Annotated in this window: 13 protein-coding genes and 1 riboswitch; of the genes, 6 read left to right on the top strand and 7 right to left on the bottom strand. The window is 66.7% G+C overall.

Annotated elements, in window-relative coordinates; translation table 11 throughout:
• Positions 1-45 precede the first annotated feature (45 nt).
• Complete coding sequence (locus IAE24_RS00065; protein WP_199960041.1) at positions 46-873, top strand: alpha/beta fold hydrolase; 828 nt, start codon at positions 46-48, stop codon at positions 871-873.
• 13 nt (positions 874-886) lie between these two features.
• Here IAE24_RS00065 and IAE24_RS00060 read toward each other — a convergent pair whose 3' ends face one another.
• Positions 887-3319 carry an acetamidase/formamidase family protein gene (locus tag IAE24_RS00060; protein WP_199960040.1) on the bottom strand — a complete coding sequence of 811 codons (2433 nt, stop codon included), beginning with the start codon at positions 3317-3319 and terminating at the stop codon, positions 887-889.
• A gap of 160 nt (positions 3320-3479) precedes the next feature.
• Between IAE24_RS00060 and IAE24_RS00055 the strand changes: the two genes are divergently transcribed.
• On the top strand, positions 3480-4955 hold the full coding sequence (locus IAE24_RS00055; protein WP_199960039.1) for an acetamidase/formamidase family protein: 1476 nt from the start codon (positions 3480-3482) through the stop codon (positions 4953-4955).
• A 36-nt stretch (positions 4956-4991) separates the two neighbouring features.
• Here the strand turns inward: IAE24_RS00055 and IAE24_RS00050 are convergent, their stop codons facing one another.
• Both IAE24_RS00050 and IAE24_RS00045 read right to left on the bottom strand, forming a co-directional pair.
• Complete coding sequence (locus IAE24_RS00050; RefSeq protein WP_199960038.1) at positions 4992-5801, bottom strand: alpha/beta fold hydrolase; 810 nt, start codon at positions 5799-5801, stop codon at positions 4992-4994.
• A gap of 22 nt (positions 5802-5823) precedes the next feature.
• Positions 5824-7122, bottom strand: coding sequence for an O-acetylhomoserine aminocarboxypropyltransferase (locus tag IAE24_RS00045; protein WP_012206759.1), 1299 nt, complete (start codon positions 7120-7122; stop codon positions 5824-5826).
• Positions 7123-7228: 106 nt separating this feature from the next.
• Here IAE24_RS00045 and IAE24_RS00040 point away from each other — a divergent pair, with 106 nt between their 5' ends.
• Positions 7229-7681, top strand: coding sequence for a CBS domain-containing protein (locus tag IAE24_RS00040; protein ID WP_012206758.1), 453 nt, complete (start codon positions 7229-7231; stop codon positions 7679-7681).
• A gap of 154 nt (positions 7682-7835) precedes the next feature.
• On the opposite strand, the gene IAE24_RS00035 is transcribed toward IAE24_RS00040, so the two are convergent.
• Entirely contained in the window at positions 7836-8333 is a 498-nt protein-coding gene (locus tag IAE24_RS00035) for a helix-turn-helix domain-containing protein (RefSeq protein ID WP_099733099.1), read from the bottom strand.
• 199 nt (positions 8334-8532) lie between these two features.
• Here IAE24_RS00035 and aroC point away from each other — a divergent pair, with 199 nt between their 5' ends.
• Positions 8533-9630, top strand: coding sequence for a chorismate synthase (gene aroC / locus IAE24_RS00030; RefSeq protein ID WP_199960037.1), 1098 nt, complete (start codon positions 8533-8535; stop codon positions 9628-9630).
• 66 nt (positions 9631-9696) lie between these two features.
• On the opposite strand, the gene nrdR is transcribed toward aroC, so the two are convergent.
• The 3 genes from nrdR to IAE24_RS00015 form a co-directional block, all read right to left on the bottom strand.
• The gene (gene nrdR / locus IAE24_RS00025) at positions 9697-10152 is read right to left on the bottom strand and encodes a transcriptional regulator NrdR (protein ID WP_012206755.1); all 456 of its coding nucleotides are present in this window, start codon (positions 10150-10152) and stop codon (positions 9697-9699) included.
• Between the two features lie 22 nt (positions 10153-10174).
• The gene (gene glyA / locus IAE24_RS00020) at positions 10175-11422 is read right to left on the bottom strand and encodes a serine hydroxymethyltransferase (RefSeq protein WP_034396192.1); all 1248 of its coding nucleotides are present in this window, start codon (positions 11420-11422) and stop codon (positions 10175-10177) included.
• A 34-nt stretch (positions 11423-11456) separates the two neighbouring features.
• Positions 11457-11632: riboswitch (ZMP/ZTP riboswitch) on the bottom strand.
• A 136-nt stretch (positions 11633-11768) separates the two neighbouring features.
• Positions 11769-12680 carry a lytic transglycosylase domain-containing protein gene (locus tag IAE24_RS00015; protein ID WP_088164096.1) on the bottom strand — a complete coding sequence of 304 codons (912 nt, stop codon included), beginning with the start codon at positions 12678-12680 and terminating at the stop codon, positions 11769-11771.
• A 768-nt stretch (positions 12681-13448) separates the two neighbouring features.
• Here IAE24_RS00015 and IAE24_RS00010 point away from each other — a divergent pair.
• Complete coding sequence (locus IAE24_RS00010; protein WP_199960036.1) at positions 13449-17267, top strand: DUF748 domain-containing protein; 3819 nt, start codon at positions 13449-13451, stop codon at positions 17265-17267.
• 154 nt (positions 17268-17421) lie between these two features.
• A complete protein-coding gene (locus IAE24_RS00005; RefSeq protein WP_141834798.1) occupies positions 17422-20049 on the top strand; it encodes a DUF349 domain-containing protein in 2628 nt (875 codons plus the stop codon).
• The last annotated feature ends 170 nt before the right edge of the window (positions 20050-20219 follow it).

Raw genomic sequence — 20219 nt, 5'->3', positions numbered from 1 at the left:
ATGATGTCTGCCGGGCCGGCGCCGACCGGCATGGAGTTTTTTTCGATGCCTTCCTCGTGCATGACCGACATCCCCGCATCCTTGAACGAAATCCGCATTCCCACGCCGCAGGGCAGCATCTACGTCAGGCGCTGGCAGGCGCCAGTGGCCGGCGAAGGCGAACAAGGCCCGGCGCGCGCGCCCATCGTGCTGCTGCACGACTCGCTGGGCTCGGTGGCGCTGTGGCGCGATTTCCCGCAGCAACTGGCCGAGGCCACGCGCCGCGATGTGCTGGCCTATGACCGGCTGGGCTTTGGCCAGTCCGATCCCTACCCGGGCACGCTGGGGCCGGGCTTTGTGGCCCGGGAGGCAGAGACCGTGTTCCCGGCCGTGCACCAGGGGCTGGGCCTTGGGGATTTCATTGTGCTGGGCCACAGCGTGGGCGGCGGCATGGCCGCCATGGTGGCGGCCCGATATGGCGCGCAGTGCAAGGCGGTGATCACGGAGTCCGCCCAGGCCTTTGTGGAAGATCGCACCTTGCAGGGCATTCGCGCGGCCCAACAGGATTTCGCCCGGCCCGGCCAGCTGGCGCGCCTGGAGAAATACCACGGCGACAAGGCGGCCTGGGTGCTGTCTGCCTGGGTCGATACCTGGCTGTCCCCGCCTTTTGCCGACTACCGGCTGGATGAGGCGCTGGAGCGCGTGCGCTGCCCGGTGCTGGCCATCCATGGAGAGCTCGACGAGTTCGGCTCCCTGGTCCACCCCGAGCGCATCCGCGACCGCGCCAGCGGCCCGGTGGAGGTGGAGATTGTGGCCGGTGGCGGCCACGTTCCCCACCGCGAGCAGCCCGAGCGCATTGCCCAGCGCATCGCCCGCTTCCTGGCACGGGTCTGATCCCGGGTGGGCTTCATGGGCCCGCCTGGGCGGACGCCGAGAGTTCCGGCGGAAACAGCGTCTTCTTGATCACGGCGTGCACGCCCCAGTTGCCGTCCACCACCTGCGTCACGGCGAAGTCCACGGCCACGGAGATCAGCGATACGGCCTCGTCCTCGTCCAGCCCGTGGGCCAGCATCAGATAGCGCCTTGCCTTGTGGAAGGCGTCACGCATGGCGCCTTCCAGCGATGACTTGCGATAGACCTGGGACTGCGCCTGGCTGCCCAGTTCGGCCAGGTGGTCGGTGAAGCTGAAGCCCTGTATCACCCATTCGGAGCCGGTCTCCAGGAAAGGGTGGTCCAGCTCTGCAAGGAAGCGGTTGTCCAGCGCGGCGCGCTTGTGCACCCGCAGCTCGAAGCTGCCGGTCAGCGAGCATTCGATGGCCGTGCCGCACAGTTCCGAGTCGCCTTGGGATGCATGCGGGTCTCCCACCGAAAACAGCGCGCCTGGCACCGATACGGGCAGGAAGAGCGTCGCGCCCTTGCCGGCGCGCCAATTGTCCAGGTTGCCGCCGAAGTAGCTCGGCGGTATGGAGTCGATCAGACCGGCCTCTCGCGGTGCCACGGCCAGCATGCCGAAATGCGGACGCAGCGGCACGCGTGCCTTGTCCAGCACACCAAAGCGCCGGGTGATGCTGGCGGGGTCCACGGGCACGCCCGGGTAGTCGATGGTCGGATGGACCACGCCGAACGGGTCGGTCTGCGGCGTCCAGCGGTAGTTGTAGACAGCGCGGGCCGTGGGCTCCTCGGGCAGTGCGTGGTCGATTTCGTAGATGGTGACCACTTCGCGCTGGCGGGGCTCCGTGATCTGGTCGCGGTAGTGAAAGCCCCACCAGGCGGCGGCGTTGCTGCCGAAGACACGGCCGTGGTGGGCGGGGCTGCAGCTGGGGCGTGGCTGCACGTCGAGGATGCGTATCTCCAGCAGGTCGCCGGGTTCGGCCTCATGCACATAGACGGGGCCGGTGCAGATGTGCACGCCGAAGCCCTCGCCCGCGCCGCGGCCGTAGATCGAGGCATCCATCGGGCCCGCACCGCGCCGGTCCACGGCCTTCTGGGCTGCGGTCCAGTGGAACACGCTTTCGGCACCCGGATCGCCTTCGATCATGCGCTCCCAGTCGTCCGAGGCATGCTGGGTCAGCGTCTCCATGGTCACCACGTCACCCGAGCGCACCGAAAGCACCGGCTTGAGTGAACGGCTCAGGTAGCCCCAGTGCACGGTCTTGTCGGAGACCGGAAGGTAGTAGTGCTGGGGCGACGCACCGCCATTGTCTGCGTGCGCCGAGCGCTTGGGCACAAGGGCCAGCGCCTGGGCGTAGCGTGCATGGTCGCGCAGCAGGGCCTGGAACGGGCTGTGTGCCAGGCGCGCTGCGGCCGGTTCTGCAGCCTGCGCAGCGCTCTCGGCGGGCGAGGGGCGTCCGCGCTGGCCGGGCGGCGCATCCTGCACGCGCGCCGGACTGGCGCGATAGGCCCTGGGGGACAGACCATAGCGGGCCGTGAAGGCGCGGCTGAAGTTGGCGGCATCGCCAAAGCCCCAGCGAAAGCACAGCTCGGCGATGGAGAAATGCTGCAGCGAGCGGTTGCTCAGGTCCATGCGGCAGCGCTCCAGCCGGCGTTCGCGCAGGTAGGTGCTGAAGCTGGTGGCAGCCCCCTTGAACAGCTTTTGCAGATAGCGCGTGGACAGCCCCTCGGCGTCGGCGATGGCATCGATGGACAGCTCGGCATCGCCCAGCCGGGTTTCGATGGCGCGGCAGATGCGGCGCAGATGGCCAAGCTGTACGGCGCTGGGCGGCTCGGTCGCCTCGGCCTGTTCCTGATCGGGGTTGCCGGCGCGCGGTGTCAGGCAGGTGACCAGCATGTCGGTGAGCGTGGCCTCCACCGACAGCAGATCGTCCTGTGCCAGTGTGTCGATCTGCTCTGCCAGTGAGGCCGCCATTGCCATGCACATGGCCCCCACACCGCCTGTCCCGCCGATGTGCCTGGCCTCGGGCGGGCACGAGCGCAGCAGGCGCAACAGAAAGCTCGAGGACTCCAGCCGCGCAAGCAGCAGGCGGCCGTCGCCGGGCAACTGCAGCTGCCAGTCCCGGTCTGACTCCAGCAGCAGGGCCGAGCCGGCCTTGAGCGGGAACGCGGCGTCCTCGATCACCGCATCGGCGCTGCCTTGCAGCAAGGCGCACAGCAGCAGGCCTGGGCCGCGCAGCCGCTTGGCCACGGCCTGCAGCGTCAGCGGCGAGGTGGCCAGCGTGATGAACACCGATCCCAGTGGCGAGCTGCGCAGCGCCAGGTGGGTGGCCGGCGGCGTGGGCGCTTCGCCATGGATTTCTGCCCTGGACAGCGCCTCATTGAGCGCAGCCTGCCGCAAGGCATCGGGAAATGCGTGGGTGGAAAAGCGTCTTGGATCGTCGTGCATCAGGGGCGAACTATGAACTGCCGCGTACTGCCTGTCCAAGCCCGGCGCACCGGATGGCAGCCGCGACAAGTTTTTGTGCGCGCAGGAACAACCGGCCTGGACATGCGCGCCTGGACACTGGCGCTGCCGGCACCGATCCACAACAGCAGGAGTATTTTCGATGACCATCCCCCACCAAGAACATATCTGCGGCCCGGGCTGCCAGCACGGTGCTTCGCCAGCCGACGAGAAGCTGATCCGCGAGGAATTCCAGGTTGCACGCCGCTCCTTCCTGCGCGACGCCATGGTGGTCGGTGGCGGCGCGGTCTCGGCCGGCGCCATCAGCGGTGCGATGGCACCGTCCCGGGCCTTTGCCCAGGGCGCGCCTGGCGCCCGGGCCGGCCAGGGCATGGCCAGCCACTACTACATTCCCGCCTCTGCCAGCACCGTGCTCTGGGGCTACTTCAGCAGATCGGCCAAGCCGGTGGTCGAAGTCGAATCGGGTGACTACGTGACCATGGAGACGCTCACCCACCATGCCAATGACGATGCCGAACGCATGGTCCGGGGCGACCCGGGCGCCGAGAGCGTGTTCCACTGGGACAGCCAGCGCAAGAACGTCGATCGCCGGGGCGCCGGTCCCATGGATGCCAAGAACGGCGCAGGTGGCGGCCAGGGCGTGCACATCTGCACGGGGCCGGTACGCATCAAGGGCGCCCAGCCCGGCGATGTGCTGGAAGTGCGCATCATTGATGTGGTGCCACGCCCCTCGGGCAACCCGCAGTTCAAGGGCCGGACCTTCGGCAGCAATGCGGCGGCGAACTGGGGCTTTCACTATGGCGACACGCTCACCGAGCCCCGAAAGCGCGAGGTGGTCACCATCTATGAGGTGGATGCGACCGGCGAGCGCAACTGGGCCCGCGCCGTCTACAACTACCGCTGGACGCCGCAGACCGACCCCTTCGGCGTGGTTCACCCGACCATCGACTATCCGGGCGTGCCCGTGGACCACCGCACGATCAGCAAGAACGAAAACGTGCTGCGCAATATCCGCGTTCCCGTGCGCCCGCACTTCGGCACCATCGGCGTGGCGCCGGCCGAGGTGGAGATGGCCAGCTCCATTCCGCCCAACCACACGGGCGGCAACATCGACAACTGGCGCATCGGCAAGGGGGCGACCATGTATTTCCCCGTGGCCGTGCCAGGGGCCAACTTCACCGTGGGCGATCCGCATGCCTCGCAGGGGGACTCCGAGCTGTGCGGCACGGCCATCGAGTGCTCGCTGACCGGCACCTTCCAACTGGTCCTGCACAAGAAGGCGGATCTGCCTGGAACGCCGCTGGCCGAACTGGCCTATCCGCTGCTCGAAACCCAGGACGAATGGCTGCTGCACGGCTTCAGCTACGCCAACTACCTGGCGGAGCTGGGGCCAGATGCGCAAAACCAGATCTTCAAGAAGTCTTCCGTGGACCTGGCGCTGCGCGACGCCTATCACAAGATGCGCCACTTCCTCATGACCACCCAGAGGCTGGGAGAGGACGAGGCCATCTCGCTGATGTCGATTGCCGTGGACTTCGGCATCACCCAGGTGGTGGATGGCAACTGGGGCGTGCACGCGCTCGTGAAAAAGAGCATCTTCCCCGCGCGCGGCGCGTGACTGCGTCCGGGCCCTGCGGGCAGGACCCGGCCGGGCTCAGCGCGCCAGGAAATCCCGGATGGCGAACAGCGTCTGGTCGGGCGCCTCGGTCATCTGGTTGTGGCCGCTGGGCAGGTGCACGATGCTGACCTGGCGCTGCGCGCCCCGGGCCGCCTCGATCAGGCCCTTGGCGGCCTTGGGCGGCGTCATCTGGTCCTGCTCGCCCAGGGCGAACAGGACCGGACATTGCAGCGCCGCCATGGCCGCCTCGCCGCCCGCATAGCTGTCGCAGGCCTTGAAGCCGGCGTGCAGCAGGTTGGTGCGGTCATTGCTGGCCAGCACGCGCCGGCCCAGCGCCATTCCGGCGCCGAATACCCAGCTGCCTGCGCCGCTGGGTGGCGCCAGCGTGGCGCGCGAGAACACATTGACCATGCGGATGGCCTGCTCTGGCGTGCTCAGTGCGGAGTCCAGCAGGGCGGGCGAGACCTTCATCGGATAGGCCGTGCCCACCAGCACCAGGTGGCTGACGCGCGCGCCCAGCCGCGCGGCCGCTTCCATGGCGATCAGGCTGCCCCAGCTGTGGCCGACCAGCGCGGCCTTTCCGATGCCTGCCGCATCCATGAGCTGGCCGATGAAATCCGCCGCTGCCTCCACGCCGGCGGGCGCGTCACCCGCGCTGCGGCAGTGGCCGGGCAGGTCTATGGCCAGCACGTTCCAGCCGTGGTTGGCCAGGTAGCGGCTTTGCAGGGCCCAGACGCTGTGGTCGCACAGCACGCCATGGATGAGGATGGCCGTGGGCTGGGCGGGGTTGAAGGCCTTGCCGCCGGTATAGGCGTAGATGGCGTGGCCCTGAACATCGATCTTCATTGTTGGTGTCTCCCTTGTCGGCTCACGCTGCCTTTTCAGCGGCCTTGAGGGCGCGCTTGAGGTCATCGATCAGGTCGTCGGCATCCTCCAGTCCGATGGACAGGCGTATCGTGCCCTGGCCGATGCCGGCCTGGGCCAGTGCTTCGTCGCTCATGCGGAAATGCGTGGTGCTGGCCGGATGGATCACCAGGCTGCGGCAGTCGCCCACGTTGGCCAGGTGGCTGAAGACCTTGAGCGTCTCGATGAACTTGCGCCCCTGGTTGCGGTTGCCCTTGATGTCGAAACTGAACACCGAGCCCGCGCCGCGCGGCAGCAGCTTCTTTGCCAGTTGGTGCGAGGGATGGGTCTCCAGCAGCGGGTGGCCCACGCGGCCCACCAGCGGATGGCTGGCCAGGAATTGCACCACCTTCTCGGTATTGCGGATGTGGCGCTCCATGCGCAGCGGCAGCGTCTCTATGCCCTGCAGGATCAGCCAGGCCGTGTGCGGGCTCATGCAGGCGCCGAAGTCGCGCAGGCCTTCGCGGCGGGCGCGCAGCAGGAAGGCGCCGGTGCTGCTTTCCTCGCTGAACACCATGTTGTGGAAGCCGTCGTAGGGCTCGGTCAGCTCGGGGAAGCGCCCCGATTTTTCCCAGTCGAAGCTGCCGCCATCCACCACGATGCCGCCGACCACGGTGCCGTGGCCCGACAGGAACTTGGTGGCCGAGTGGTAGACGATGTCCGCGCCATGCTCCAGCGGCTTCATCAGCCAGGGCGAGGTCAGCGTGGAGTCCACCAGCAGCGGCACGCCGGCCTCATGTGCGATGGCGCTGATGGTGGGAATGTCGAGCACGTCCAGGCCCGGGTTGCCCACCGTCTCGCCGAAGAACAGCTTGGTGTTGGGGCGCACCGCGGCGCGCCAGCCGTCGATGTCGCCGGGCTTGACGAAGGTGGTTTCTATGCCGAAGCGCGCCAGCGTGTAGTGAAGCAGGTTCTGCGAGCCGCCGTACAGCGCCGTGCTGGCCACGATGTGGCTGCCCGCGCCCATGAGCGTGGCCACCGACAGGTGCAGCGCCGCCTGGCCGCTGGCCACGGCGATGGCGCCCACGCCGCCTTCCAGGGCCGAGACGCGCTGCTCCAGCACGGCATTCGTGGGATTGGAGATGCGGCTGTAGACGTGCCCTGGGCGCTCCAGGTTGAACAGCGAGGCCGCATGGTCGCTGGACTCGAACACGAACGAGGTCGTGAGGTGGATGGGCGTCGCGCGCGCTCCGGTGGCGGGGTCGGGCTGTGCGCCCGCGTGCAGCGCCAGGGTGTCAAAGCCGGGGTCCGAGTAGCCGGGCATTCCTGTCTCCATGGTTGTCAAGGCAAGCGGGCATTGTGGGCTATATTTCCTGTCAGACACGGGCTTGCCGCAACCACGGCGACACAGACAAATTTGGAGATACGGCATGAAAGTAAGTGACATCCTGCGCGTCAAGGGCAACACCCTCTACACGGTGTCGCCGGACGAAAGCCTGGCCAGCGCGGTGCAGGTGATGTCGGAGCGCGATATCGGCTCCCTCGTGGTCATGGAGCATGGCGACGTGGTCGGCATGCTGACCTTCCGCGAAGTGATCCAGGGCTTCGTCAAGCACGGCGGGGTGGGCGAGACGCTGGTGCGCTCGGCCATGGATGACGCTCCCATGACCTGCACCATGGAAACCGACATGGATGAGGTGCGCCGCATGATGCTGGACCGCCACGCACGCTACATGCCGGTGATGGACAAGCGCATGCTCATGGGCGTGATCAGCCTGTACGACGTGGCCAAGGCCGTGGTGGACAGCCAGAACTTCGAGAACCGCATGCTCAAGGCCTACATCCGCGACTGGCCCGAGGGCGAGCGCCAGGGCGCGGACTGATCGTCGGGGCGATATCGACCTTTCGACCATTCGACCGTTTCACCTTGGGCAGCAAGGCCTCCGAACGCAAAATGCGGCGGAGGCCTTTGTCTTTGCGCGCAGGACGCAAAGCAGACAGTCGCGTGAACAGCGAATGGATGGGCCGCAGGACCTGTCAGTGCACGCGGCGGCGTTTGGGCTTGAGCAAGGCGCTGGGCGGCACGTCATAGGCCTGTCTGAAGACGCGGCTGAAGTGCGAGAAGCTGGTGAAGCCACAGGCCAGCGCCACATCGGTCACGCGCCGCGCATTGTCTGCCCGAAGCAGCAGGTGCGCCTGGGCCAGCCGTTCGTTCCAGAGCCAGCGGCTAGGGGTCAGGCCTTCGGTGGCAAACAGCCGCGCCAGGCTGCGCAGCGACATGCCCATGTCCTGGGCTACCTGCAAGGGCTTGAGCTCGGGGTCGTCGAGCCGGGCCCGCATGTACTGCTTGGCCTGGGCAAGCCTGTTGCGGGTTCTGAAATCGCCAGGGCTGGACGATGTCAGCAGCACATTCAGCAGCGAGGGGCGAAGGTCCTGCTCCTCGTCCTTGTGCTGAAGGCCTGGCGATGCCGGTGGAGTGCTGCGCGCAGGGTCGCTGTGATCCTGGCTTTGCGTTGAGTCGTAAGAGGCCTGCATTTCACGAACCTCCCGCAGTTTGCGGCTGGTGCCTGTGTGGTGATCCGCAGGCGGTTGAAAAAGGGTAGATTGCAATTTTAACTATGAATATTTGCAATCTGATAGTTATATTTGTTATCGCCGGGCGATGGCTGCCTGCGCAATGCACCGCCGCCGCAGGCACGGCGCTTGCGGGCTACCCGGGCATAATCGTCGGCCTATGAGCGGCAACACCTTCGGCACCCTATTCACTGTCACCAACTTCGGCGAATCGCATGGCCCTGCCATAGGCTGCGTCATCGACGGCTGTCCGCCCGGCATGGCGCTGAACGAAGCGGATATCCAGCAAGAACTGGATCGCCGCCGCCCCGGCACCAGCAAGTTCGTGACCCAGCGCAACGAGCCCGATGCGGTGGAAATCCTCTCGGGCGTCTACGAAGGCCGCACCACGGGCACGCCGATCGCGCTGCTGATCCGCAATACCGACCAGCGCAGCAAGGACTACTCCAACATTGCGCAGAGCTTTCGTCCCGGCCATGCCGACTACACCTACTTCCAGAAATACGGCATCCGTGATCCGCGCGGCGGCGGCCGTTCCTCGGCACGGCTGACGGCCCCCACGGTGGCCGCTGGTGCCGTGGCCAGGAAGTGGCTCAAGGAAAAGTTCGGCACCGAGTTCCGCGCCTGCATGACCCAGGTGGGCGAGCTGTCGCTGCCCTTCGAGAGCTGGGAGCATGTGCGCAACAACCCCTTCTTTGCGCCGGTGGCCGATGTGTCCCAATACGAGGAATACATGGATGCGCTGCGCAAGTCGGGCGACTCCTGCGGCGCGGCGCTGCGCGTGCAGGCCAGCGGCATGCCGGTGGGCCTGGGCCAGCCGCTGTATGACCGCCTGGATGCCGACGTCGCCTACGCCATGATGGGCCTGAACGCGGTCAAGGCCGTGGAGATCGGTGCCGGCTTCGACAGCGTGGTCCAGCGCGGCACCACGCACGGCGACTCGCTGAGTCCCGAAGGCTTTCGCAGCAACAACGCCGGTGGCATCGTCGGCGGCATCAGCACGGGTCAGGATCTGGAAGTGCGCATAGGCATCAAGCCCACCAGTTCCATCATCACGCCGCGCGAATCCATCGACGTGCAGGGCCAGAGCACCGAGGTCATCACCAAGGGTCGCCACGACCCCTGCGTCGGCATCCGCGCAGCGCCCATCGCCGAGGCGCTGCTGGCCCTGGTGGTGATGGACCATGCGCTGCGCCACCGCGCACAGTGCGGTGACGTGGATTCGGGCCTGGCTCCCATCCCTGCCGCCGCGCCCTGAAAGCACTGCCAGGCCACCAAAGAAAAAGCCGCCCAAGGGCGGCTTTCTTGCGTCCTGCCGGCCTGATCAGCCGGGATTGCGCACCTCATCCATGACGTTCTTGAAATCGTCCACATCCTCGAAGCTGCGGTAGACGCTGGCGTAGCGGATGTAGCCGACCTTGTCGAGCAGCTTGAGCTCGCGCATCACCATCTCGCCCAGGCGGCTGGAGAGCACTTCGCGCTCGCCCAGGTTGCGCAGCCGCTCCTCGATGCGCTCGATGGCGGCATCGATCTGCTCTGTGCTCACGGGGCGCTTGCGCAGCGCGATCTTGAACGAGCCCAGCAGCTTGGCGCGCTCGTACTCGATGCGCCGCCCGTCCTTCTTGACGATGGCGGGAAAGCTGACCTCGGGCCGCTCGTAGGTGGTGAAGCGCTTGTCGCAGCCGCCGCACTGGCGGCGGCGGCGGATGAAGCCCCCATCCTCGGCCTCACGGGTCTCCACGACCTGGGTGTCCGGATGGCTGCAGAACGGGCACTTCATGGCAGGCCTCTATGCGTGCAACTCAGGCGCCGTAGACCGGGAAGCGGGCCGTCAGCTCGGCCACCTGGGCGCGCACGCGGGCCAGGTTGGCTTCGTCGGCGGGGTTCTCCAGCACGTCGGCCAGCAGGTTGGCTGTCAGGCGGGCTTCCTCTTCCTTGAAGCCGCGCGTGGTCATGGCGGGCGTGCCCACGCGGATGCCGCTGGTCACCATCGGCTTTTCGGGATCGTTGGGGATGGAGTTCTTGTTGATCGTCATGTGGGCGGCGCCCAGCGCGGCTTCGGCCGCCTTGCCGGTGATGCCCTTGGCGCGCAGGTCCACCAGCATGACGTGGCTTTCCGTGCGGCCGGAGACGATGCGCAGACCGCGTGCCGTCAGCGTTTCCGCGACAACCTTGGCGTTCTTCACGACCTGTTCCTGGTAGGTCTTGAACTCGGGCGACAGCGCTTCCTTGAAGGCCACGGCCTTGCCGGCAATGACATGCATCAGCGGGCCGCCTTGCAGGCCGGGGAAGATGGCGCTGTTGATGGCCTTCTCGTGCTCGGCCTTCATCAGGATCACGCCGCCGCGCGGGCCGCGCAGGCTCTTGTGCGTGGTGGTGGTGACCACGTCGGCATGGGGCACGGGGTTGGGGTACACGCCTGCGGCGATCAGGCCGGCATAGTGGGCCATGTCCACCCAGAAGATGGCGCCGACTTCCCGGGCGATCTTGGCGAAGCGCTCGAAGTCGATGGCCAGGGCGTAGGCAGATGCGCCGGCCACGATGATGCGGGGCTTGTGCTCGCGCGCCAGCGCTTCCATCTTGTCGTAGTCGATGGCTTCTTCGGCGTTCAGGCCGTAGGAGACCACGTTGAACCACTTGCCCGACATGTTCAGCGGCATGCCGTGCGTCAGGTGACCGCCTTCGGCCAGGCTCATGCCCATGATGGTGTCGCCGGGCTTGGCAAAGGCCATCAGCACGGCCTGGTTGGCCTGGGAGCCGGAGTTGGGCTGCACGTTGGCAGCTTCGGCGCCGAACAGCTTCTTGACGCGGTCGATGGCGAGCTGCTCGACCACATCGACGTTCTCGCAGCCGCCGTAGTAGCGCTTGCCCGGATAGCCTTCGGCGTACTTGTTGGTGAGCTGGGAGCCCTGGGCTTCCATCACGGCAGGCGAGCAATAGTTCTCGCTGGCGATCAGCTCGATATGTTCTTGTTGACGCAGGTTCTCGGCCTGGATGGCGGCAAAGACTTCGGCGTCGACCTTCTCGACGGTATTGGTGCGTTGAAACATGGCAGTCCTGTGAACTTGAAATTCCCTTGAGGCCAAGGGCTGCCCAGGCGAACGGCGGAACACTCCAGATCCCGCGTGCGCATGGAGGCTGGGCGGTACGCTCCCCGGTGGTTCACAGAAGGTGGTCCTTCTCGGGCCTTCTGCTGGTTTCCACGTCAGCGGCAGCGGTGCGTGAAGCGGCTGCGCCTATCGCCAGTTGCGTACCCCGCTAGTGTAGCTGAGCCGGTGGCGCCGAAGACCTGGCAGGGGCGTTGCAGAAGGCGTTTGCGTGAGCCAACTGCAGTTGGATCGGGCATGAAAAAAGCTGGCCTTGGCCAGCTGTGCGTTCACTATGCCGGGAAGTAGGCTACAGCGCCGGCTCCTGGGACTGAAGGGCCACCTGCTCGGAGCGGGCAGAGGTGTTGCTCGAGCTGACCGGCACGGCTGCAGGCGCAGCCGATGCTGCCGGGCCCGAGGCCTCGGCCACGGGGGTGGCCGGCTTGGTGGAGGCGATCTGTACGGCCTGCCGGGGCTGATCGACCTTGGCGGTCATCAAAGGCACGGCACGCAGGCCGGCGGCCATGCGCAGGCGCTGATGCTCGGCCAGCACCTTGGCGGCGTAGCCACCGTCGGTGGGCAGGTTGGCCGCGCCCACGTAGTAGCGCAGGCCTCCTTCGATGGAGCCGGCGCGCTCGATGCATTCTTTGAGCACGCGCACGCCCACGCGCAGATTGCTGACCGGGTCGAAGGCAGCATTCTGGCCACCGAAGTTCTCATACTTGTCGGTATGCACCGTGGTCATCACCTGCATCAGGCCCTGCGCGCCGACAGCGCTTTGCGCAAACGGGTTGAAGCTGGACTCGATGGCCATGATGGCCAGGATCAGCGTCGGGTCCAGGCGGTTGACCTTGCCCAGGTCATAGGCCTCGCTGACCAGTGCCGCGATGGGCTCGGGCGCCACGCGGTACTTCTTGCTGAGCCAGAAGGCCACGGCCGCCTGCTCCTTGGGCAGGTTCTTGGGGTTGGTCGCCGTCGCCCGATCGCTGGCAGCGAGTTCGACGGGAACACCCAGTTCGGCCATCTGGCGAGCGGTCAGCCAGGAGCGCAGCTGGCTCTCTCCGGCATCGCGCAGGTCAGGACGGGCGAACAAGGTGATGGCCATGAAGGCCACAGCAAGGCCCAGCAGGGCGAAGCTGTTGTGGATGATGGCAAGAAAACCGTTGGCCACATCGATGGCGAACGTTCGCGCGGCGGCGAAAAATTTTCCTGACGCTGGCATAGCTTTTTCCTTTCTAGGGGCACCAACCCGAAACGGCCTTCGCCGAAGCGAAGGCCGGTGAGGCTGACACCCTGGATTGGGTGCTGCGGATCCGGGAGGCTGGCGCTTGGTGCGCCATTGCGTTGTAGGCCTGCGGGATCTGCTCAGTCGTGAGGCAGCAGAAACAAAAAACGCTCTATTCGAGCGCTGGCGGATTCTAGGAGTTCACCAAATACACGGTCAACACTATGAAATCAACTTTTTAGATCAATGAATAATAACAAACCATGGATGCAAACACAGTTTTGAGGTCTTGAAGAGCGGGTGGCGTGCTACCGATGTACGCCGCTTCCGCCGTTTTCAGAGTGCGTCATGAAATTGCAATGAAATGCAAAAGCACTGGCAGGCCGACCCTGCGTCCTTCTATATTGGAGGCGACTGCTCCTGCAGTCGTCTCGCCAAGGTGGAAGACAGGTAAAAGTGGTGTTCGATAGTGCGGACACCGTGGTTCAAGTCTTCTTCCGCGGCCTTCCTGGAAGCAATCTCTTGCTTCCAAGCAGCAAGGACCATCCTCTCCTTGACTGCGGAAAACGGTCGGGACTTGTGCCCGCCGTAAAGCCCGGAAGCCGGTTCACGGCTTCCGGGCTTTGTCGTTCAAGGATGGCCGCAACGTCAAGAAATGTGCCGTGGTGCGGGCCCAGCCGTTGCTGCCGCCCCAATTTCTGGTGCAATGCAGCCGTTGCCCTGTCCTGTGTCCCAGGATGGGGCTGTACTAGTTACCAGAGCCCCATGCAATCTCTCTTCAAGCACCGCTGGCTGCGCAGGCTGGCCATCGCCCTTGTGGCGTTCCTTTTGCTGTGGCTGCTGCTGTGGGCGCTGGTGCCCGTTGTGGCCAAGAGTCAACTGGAAAAGCAGGCATCGGCCAAGCTGGGCCGTCAGGTCCGTGTGGGTGCAGTGGAGTTCCGGCCCTGGTCGCTGGAGCTGACCCTGCGGGACCTGAGCATTGCCAGGAGCCAGGCGGAAGGCGCGGCGCCGGAGTCGGTGCCATCTGCATCTTCGTCCCCCCAGCTTCAGATCGACCGCATCTATGTCAATGCCAGTATCCAGTCGCTGTTTCGGCTGGCGCCGGTGCTGGATGCCATCGAGGTCGATGCGCCGGTGCTGCGCCTGACCCAGCAGAGCCTGGGGCATTTCGATGTGGACGATGTGCTGGCCAGGCTGGCCGAACCCGGCGACACGCCGCCCTCCAAACCAGTGGGCTTTGCGCTGTACAACATTGCGCTGCGCGACGGCCGCGTGGAATTGCAGGACGAGGTCCAGCAGCGCCAGCACATGCTCGAGCAGTTGCAGCTGCGCCTGCCCTTCATCAGCAACCTGGAGTCCAAGCGCGAGATCAAGGTGCTCCCGCACCTGTCCTTTGCGCTCAACGGCAGCCGGTTTGAATCCAGCGCCCAGAGCACGCCCTTCACCGAGCAGCGCCAGACCGCTGTCGATCTGAGCTGGCAGGGCGTGGACCTGACACCTTATTTGGGCTATGTGCCCGTCACCGCTCCTGTCAAGCCGCGTTCCGGCGTGCTGGATGCCAACCTGCACATCTCCTTTGAGCAGGCCGAGCAGGCCGTGGTCCGCATCACTGGGGAGGTCAGCCTGTCCGGCGCCGAGCTGCACGACCGCGAGGGCGCCCCACTGCTGCGCTTCGAGCGCCTGGCCGCCGTGCTCAAGAACGTGCAGCCGCTGCAGTCGGTTGCGGAGCTGGAGTCCGTGCAGTGGAGCGCTCCCGAGATTTTTGCGGCCCGCGATGCGCAAGGCCGCATCAATTGGACGGCGATGGGGGGTGCTTCCTCCCCGGATGCCAGGCCGGCAGCGGAAAAGCCTGCCCCCGACGCGCCCCAGCCGTGGAAGGTCAGCCTGGACAGGCTGTCCGTTGCCAATGCCACGGTGCACTGGCGCGATGCCGCTCCCGACGCTGGAAAGTCGGGCGCTGCGCTGCAGGCGCGCGAGCTGTCGTTGCAGGTGCGCGATATCCGCTGGCCCCTGGAGCAACCGCTGCAGCTTGCTGCCAGCATGCAGGTGCAGCCCGAATCGGCGGGGGAGGGGGCGAAACCTGCCGAGTTGCAGCTGCGCGGCGCCTTGACCGACAAGCAGGGCCAACTGGCCATCTCCGCGCGGCAATTGCCGCTGCAACTGGCAGCACCGTACCTGTCTGCCCATCTCAAACCCGAGCTGACGGGTCTGTTGAGCACCGACGCCGGCCTGGGCTGGAACGGCTCCGCCATGGTGGTTCAGGTGGCCGGGCTGGGCGTGGAGCAGTTGAGCCTCAAGGACAAGGCCGCGCCCGTCGATATCGCGCACCTGCAGCTGGAGCAGGTGCAGGTCAATCTGGCCAGCCAGCAGGTCTCCGTTGGCCGCCTGGCACTGCAAAAGCCCCAGCTGGCCGTGTTGCGCGATGCCCAGGGCCGGTGGATGTACGAGCAATGGCTGCCGCCCGCCTCCTCGGCACCCGCATCGCAGGACGCCGGCAAGGACAAGTCCCGGCCCTGGGGGCTGAAGCTGCAGGCGGTGGAGGTCGATGGCGGCGCCATTGCGCTGCGTGACGAAGCGCCCGTGCGCAACGCGGATTCGGCGCGCACCGTGTCGCTGGACCTGGGTTCACTGCGCCTTCGCATGGGCGCCATCGAGCCGCTGGCCGCCAAATCCGCGCCCACGCCGCTGGAGCTGTCCGCCCAGGTCGGCTCGGGCCGGCGTGTCCAGGCGGGCTCGCTGAGCCTGCGGGGGGATCTGGGGCTGGCGCCGCTGTCGCTTCAGGGCAAGTTGCAGGCGCGCAGCCTGCCGCTGCATGCGCTGGAGCCCTACTTTGCCGACATGCTCAATGTGGAGTTGGTGCGTGCCGACGGCAATTTCCTCGGACAACTGCGCTTTGTCAGCCAACCGGCCGGCCCCGAGTTGGCGGTGCAGGGGGATGTCGAGCTCGTGGATCTGCGCATGCGCTCCGCGCTGGCCTCTCCCGTGCAAGCGGCAGGCGAGGCCGCAGGGCAGGGCGCGCCACGCACGGCGGCAGGCGCCGTGGCTGCCGTGCTCAGCGAGTCCACGGCCGACCGGGCCAAGGCCCAGTCGGTTGCCTTGGGACTCGGCCTGCGCGATGAACTCGTGGCCTGGAAGACGCTGGCCGTGCGCGGCCTGGACCTGCAGATGCAGCCTGCCCAGCCGCTGCGCCTGAGCGTGCGCGAGACGGCTCTCAGTGACTTCTTTGCGCGCGTCATCGTGCAGCGCAACGGGCGCATCAACCTGCAGGACATCGTCAAATCGGCGAAGTCCCAGCAGTCCCTGGAGCAGAACGCCGCGCCGGCCGCGGATGGCACGGCGGCTTCCGCCGAACCGGCGCCGCCGCAGGCTGCCTCCGGGCCTGCGCCCGTCATCAAGATCGGGCCGATTGCGCTGACGGGCGGCAGGGTCCAGTTCTCCGACTACTTCATCCAGCCCAACTACTCGGCCGACCTCAGCGAGCTGGCGGGGCGCCTGAGCGCCTTCTCGTCCGAGCAGCCTGCCAGCCAGCAGGCGCCGCAACTGGCGGATGTGGAACTGCGCGGCCGCGCCCAGGGCACGGCTTCGCTGGAGATCACCGGCCAGGTCAATCCGCTGGCCAAGCCGCTGGCCCTGGACATACGTGCCCAGATGCGCGACCTGGAACTGCCCCCGCTGTCGCCGTACTCCATCAAGTACGCGGGCCACGGGATCGAGCGCGGCAAGCTCAGCATGGACGTCAACTACAAGATCGAGCCCGATGGCCAGCTCACGGCGCGCAACAAGCTGGTGCTGCATCAGCTCACCTTCGGCGAAGCCGTCGAAGGCGCGCCCGCCTCGCTGCCCGTGCGCTTGGCGGTGGCGCTGTTGGCTGACCGCAACGGAGTCATCGACCTGGACCTGCCGGTCAGCGGCTCGATCAACGACCCGCAATTCAGGCTGGCGCCGGTCATCTTCAAGATCATTGGCAACCTGATCATGAAGGCCATCACCTCGCCTTTCTCGCTGCTGTCGGGCGCTTTTGGGGGCGGCAGCGAATCGGGCGTGGTGGCCTTTGCGCCGGGGCGTGCCCAGATTGACGGCAAGGCCCGCGAGAGCCTGGACAAGGTGGCTGCCTCCCTCAAGGATCGCCCGGCCCTCAAGCTCACCGTGATCGGCGAGGCGCGCGAGGCGCAGGACAAAGAGGCCTGGAAGCAGGCGGAGCTCGATCGCCTGCTGCTCGCCCAGAAACGCCGCCAGGTGCTGCGCGACGGCAAGTCGGCAGAGTCCGTGACCGAGTTGCCCGCCTCCGAAGTGCCGGCCTTGACCAAGGTGCTGTACAGTCGCGCCGACTTTGCCAAGCCGCGCAATGTCATCGGCATGGCCAAGGACCTGCCCACCGACCAGATGCGCAGTCTGCTGCTGGAGCAGATTGCCGTGCCCGACGATGCCATGCGCGAACTGGCGCTGGCCCGCGCCGTGGCCGTGCGCGACTACCTTGCCCAGCAGCAGTTGCCGCTTGAGCGCCTGTTTCTGGGGGCTCCAAAACTGGACTCCGACGACCAGGAATGGAGTCCGCGCGCCCAGCTCAGCCTGTCCACGCAGTAGCCCGGTTTTGGCTCCGCTTCAAATAACGGCGAGAATATGGTTTTCCCGGTCCGGCTAGCATGCCCGCATGCGGCCTGGCCGGCCGCGTCTGGCGGCCCGCGGCAGCCAGACATTCAACGATTGATTCATGTCTTCTCTTTCCCCCCGCAGCACCATGTCCGATGCACCTGAAGTGAGCCCTGCTTCTGCCAAGAATCCCGAACAACACCCCTTGGATGTGCTCACGGGCGGTGCCTTCTCCGCCGAAACCTCGGGTGATCGCGCCGCGCGCATCCGCGACTGGCTGGCAACCCAGCCTTCGGTCGAGCAATTGCAGGACGTCCTCAAGGAACTGAGCGCGCGCGACAAGGGCGCGGCCCGTGCCGTGCGTGAGCGCCTGGACGAGATCCGCCGCACCAAGGACCAGGAAAAGATCGCAGTGGAGTGGGCTGAAAAGGCCCAGGCGCTGCTGGTCGCATCGCCCTTCAATGCCGCCGACGCCATCGCCTGGCAGCGCGACGCCGCCAAGGCGGGTGCCCCGCTGTCGCGTGAACCTCTGTCGCAGCACAAGGCCCAGCTGGCCGAGCGTGTCAAGGCCATCGAGGAGCTGCAGCACCGCGTGCAGGTCCAGCGCGAAGTGGCCGTTTTGCTGGCCCAGCGCATCGAGGTCCTGTCCACCAAGCCCTGGCGCGATGCCCAGGCTGTGCTCGACAACCTGCGCGCCGACGTGGCCCGTTGGCAGGAGCAGGCCGGCGAACTGACTGGCGATGACAACTGGGCCAGCGTGGACGGACGTTTCCCGCCCCAGCTGGAAGCCGCCAGCGCACAGCTGATCCTGGTCTGGGATGCCTTCCAGTCTGCACTGGCGCTGACCGAAGCTGCCGCCGCCGACGAAGCCGCTCCGCTGCCCACCGTGCCCGTGTGGGCCGATGAGCTGCGCGTGGCACGTGGCCTGCCTCCCGAGGCAGCGGCTGCCGAGCCGTCCAAGCCGGCTCCCGCTGCCCGCAGCGCAGCCCAGCCCAAGGCGAAGACATCGCCTGAGCAAGTGGCTGCCGCCAGCAGTGCACTGACCCAGGCGCTGGAGCAGCTCCAGGCCGAGACGGCTGCCGGCGAAAGCAAGGCCGGTTCCGCCGCCGTGCAGGCCGTGCGCGCCGCCATCAAGGCCCATGGCCGCCTGGTGGACGATGCACTGGTCACCAAGGTGCATGAGGCCCTTCTGGCAGCTGGCGAGTCCGAAGGCTGGCCGCGCCAGAACGCCGACAAGCTGCGCGAGGAACTGGTTGCCAAGGCCGAAGCCCTGCTGAACCGCCCTGAAGGCCAGGCGCTGGGTGGCCGCAAGATCCAGGAATCGTTGCGCAGCCTGCGCGAGCAATGGAAGCTGGCCGACCAGGGCAGCGCAGCCAACCACGCACTGTGGAAGAAGTTTGACGAAGCCTGCAACACGGCCCACAAGGTGGTCGAGTCCTGGCACGACAAGCTGCGCACCGAAACTACCCAGTCCAAGGCACAGCGCCTGGCGCTGATCGAAGAGATCAAGGCCTGGGCAGCACAGCAGTCCGCCAGCGAAGATCTCAAGGGCGCGGCGCGCGCACTGCGCCAGTTCGCTGAACGTTGGCGTGAAAGCGGCCACATCGGCGAGAAGCTGTTTGCCGAACTGCAACCCCAGTTCAAGCAGGCCATGGCCCTGGCCGAGGCTCCGTTGCATGCCGCGCAAAAGGCCAGCCTGCAGCGTCGCCACGCCATGATCGACGAAGCCACGGCGCTGGGCGCTGCGCCCAACCTGCGCATCGACGCCGTCAAGGCCCTGCAGCAGCGCTGGCAGGCCGAGGCGCAGGCCGTGCCTCTGGACCGCAAGCACGAGCAAAAGCTCTGGGATGCCTTCCGCAAGCCACTGGACGAAGCCTTCAACCGCAAGGGCACCGAGCGGGGCCCCCGTGCCGCAGCCGTGGCGCTCAGCGACCATGATCGCCGCGTGCTGGAAGCGTCTCAGGCCGTGGAAGCTGCCAACACCTCGGGTGACGTGCAGCAAATCCGCGCTGCGGTGGAGGCCCTGGAGCAAGCGCTGCGTGGCCGTGCCGATGCTTCCGTGAATGCGGCCCAGCCAGCACAGGAACCTGCCGCTGCTGCTGCTGGTTCGGAAGAATCCGAAGCCAAGCCGGTGCCGGTGCGCCCCGTGGTTGCCGTGCGCGGCGACGATCGTCCTGGCATGAAGAAGGAAGAGGGCGGTGCACGCGCTGCCCGTCCTGGCGACCGTCGCGATGGTGGCCGTGGCCGCGACGGCCGGGATGGCCGAGACAGCCGCGACAGTGGCCGCTTCAGCCGCGAGCCGCGCGAAGAGCGCGGACCGCGCCTGGCGGATCCCGCCTTCCGCGCCCAGCGTGAAGCCATGGAACATGCCCAGGACGCCCTGCGCAAGCTCGCGGCCCAGGCCCATGGTGAGGCACTGACCCAGTTGATGGCGGCGTGGGAGTCGCGTGATGCTGCCCAGATGCCGGCTGCCCAGCAGCTTGGCGGCCGTGTGTCTGCACAAGTGCGCAGTGCCTGGTCGCAGGCCTTGGGCCAGGCTCCCAAGGGAGACGCGGGCGAAGCCCTGCTGCGCCTTGAAATGGCCGCCGACGTTCCCACGCCTGCGGAACATCTGAGCGCCCGCCGAGCCCTGCAGCTGCAGCTGCTGACGCGCCGCAACGATCCTGCTCCGCAGGAAACCTGGGGCAACGATGCCGCCCGGGTGCTGGCATCGCCGCGCGATGATGCCAGCGCGCGCCGTCTGCAGAACGTGCTCAAGCAACTGCTGCGCAAGTGATGCGTGGGAGGTGATCCTCTCATCCAGGAAGGGAGCCGCTGGCTCCCTTTTTTTTGCGCCATGGATGCGGCCTTCTGGGGTCGATGCGTCTGCAGCGCCCAAGAAAAAAGGCCGTTGCATGTGCAACGGCCTTTTCATGTTTGGTGCCCAGGAGAGGACTCGAACCTCCA

The sequence above is a fragment of the Delftia sp. S65 genome (genome assembly GCF_016516495.1).
Classification (GTDB): domain Bacteria; phylum Pseudomonadota; class Gammaproteobacteria; order Burkholderiales; family Burkholderiaceae_C; genus Comamonas; species Comamonas acidovorans.
Note: the sequence above shows the minus strand (reverse complement) of the source record. Positions and strands in the feature narration are given on the sequence as shown.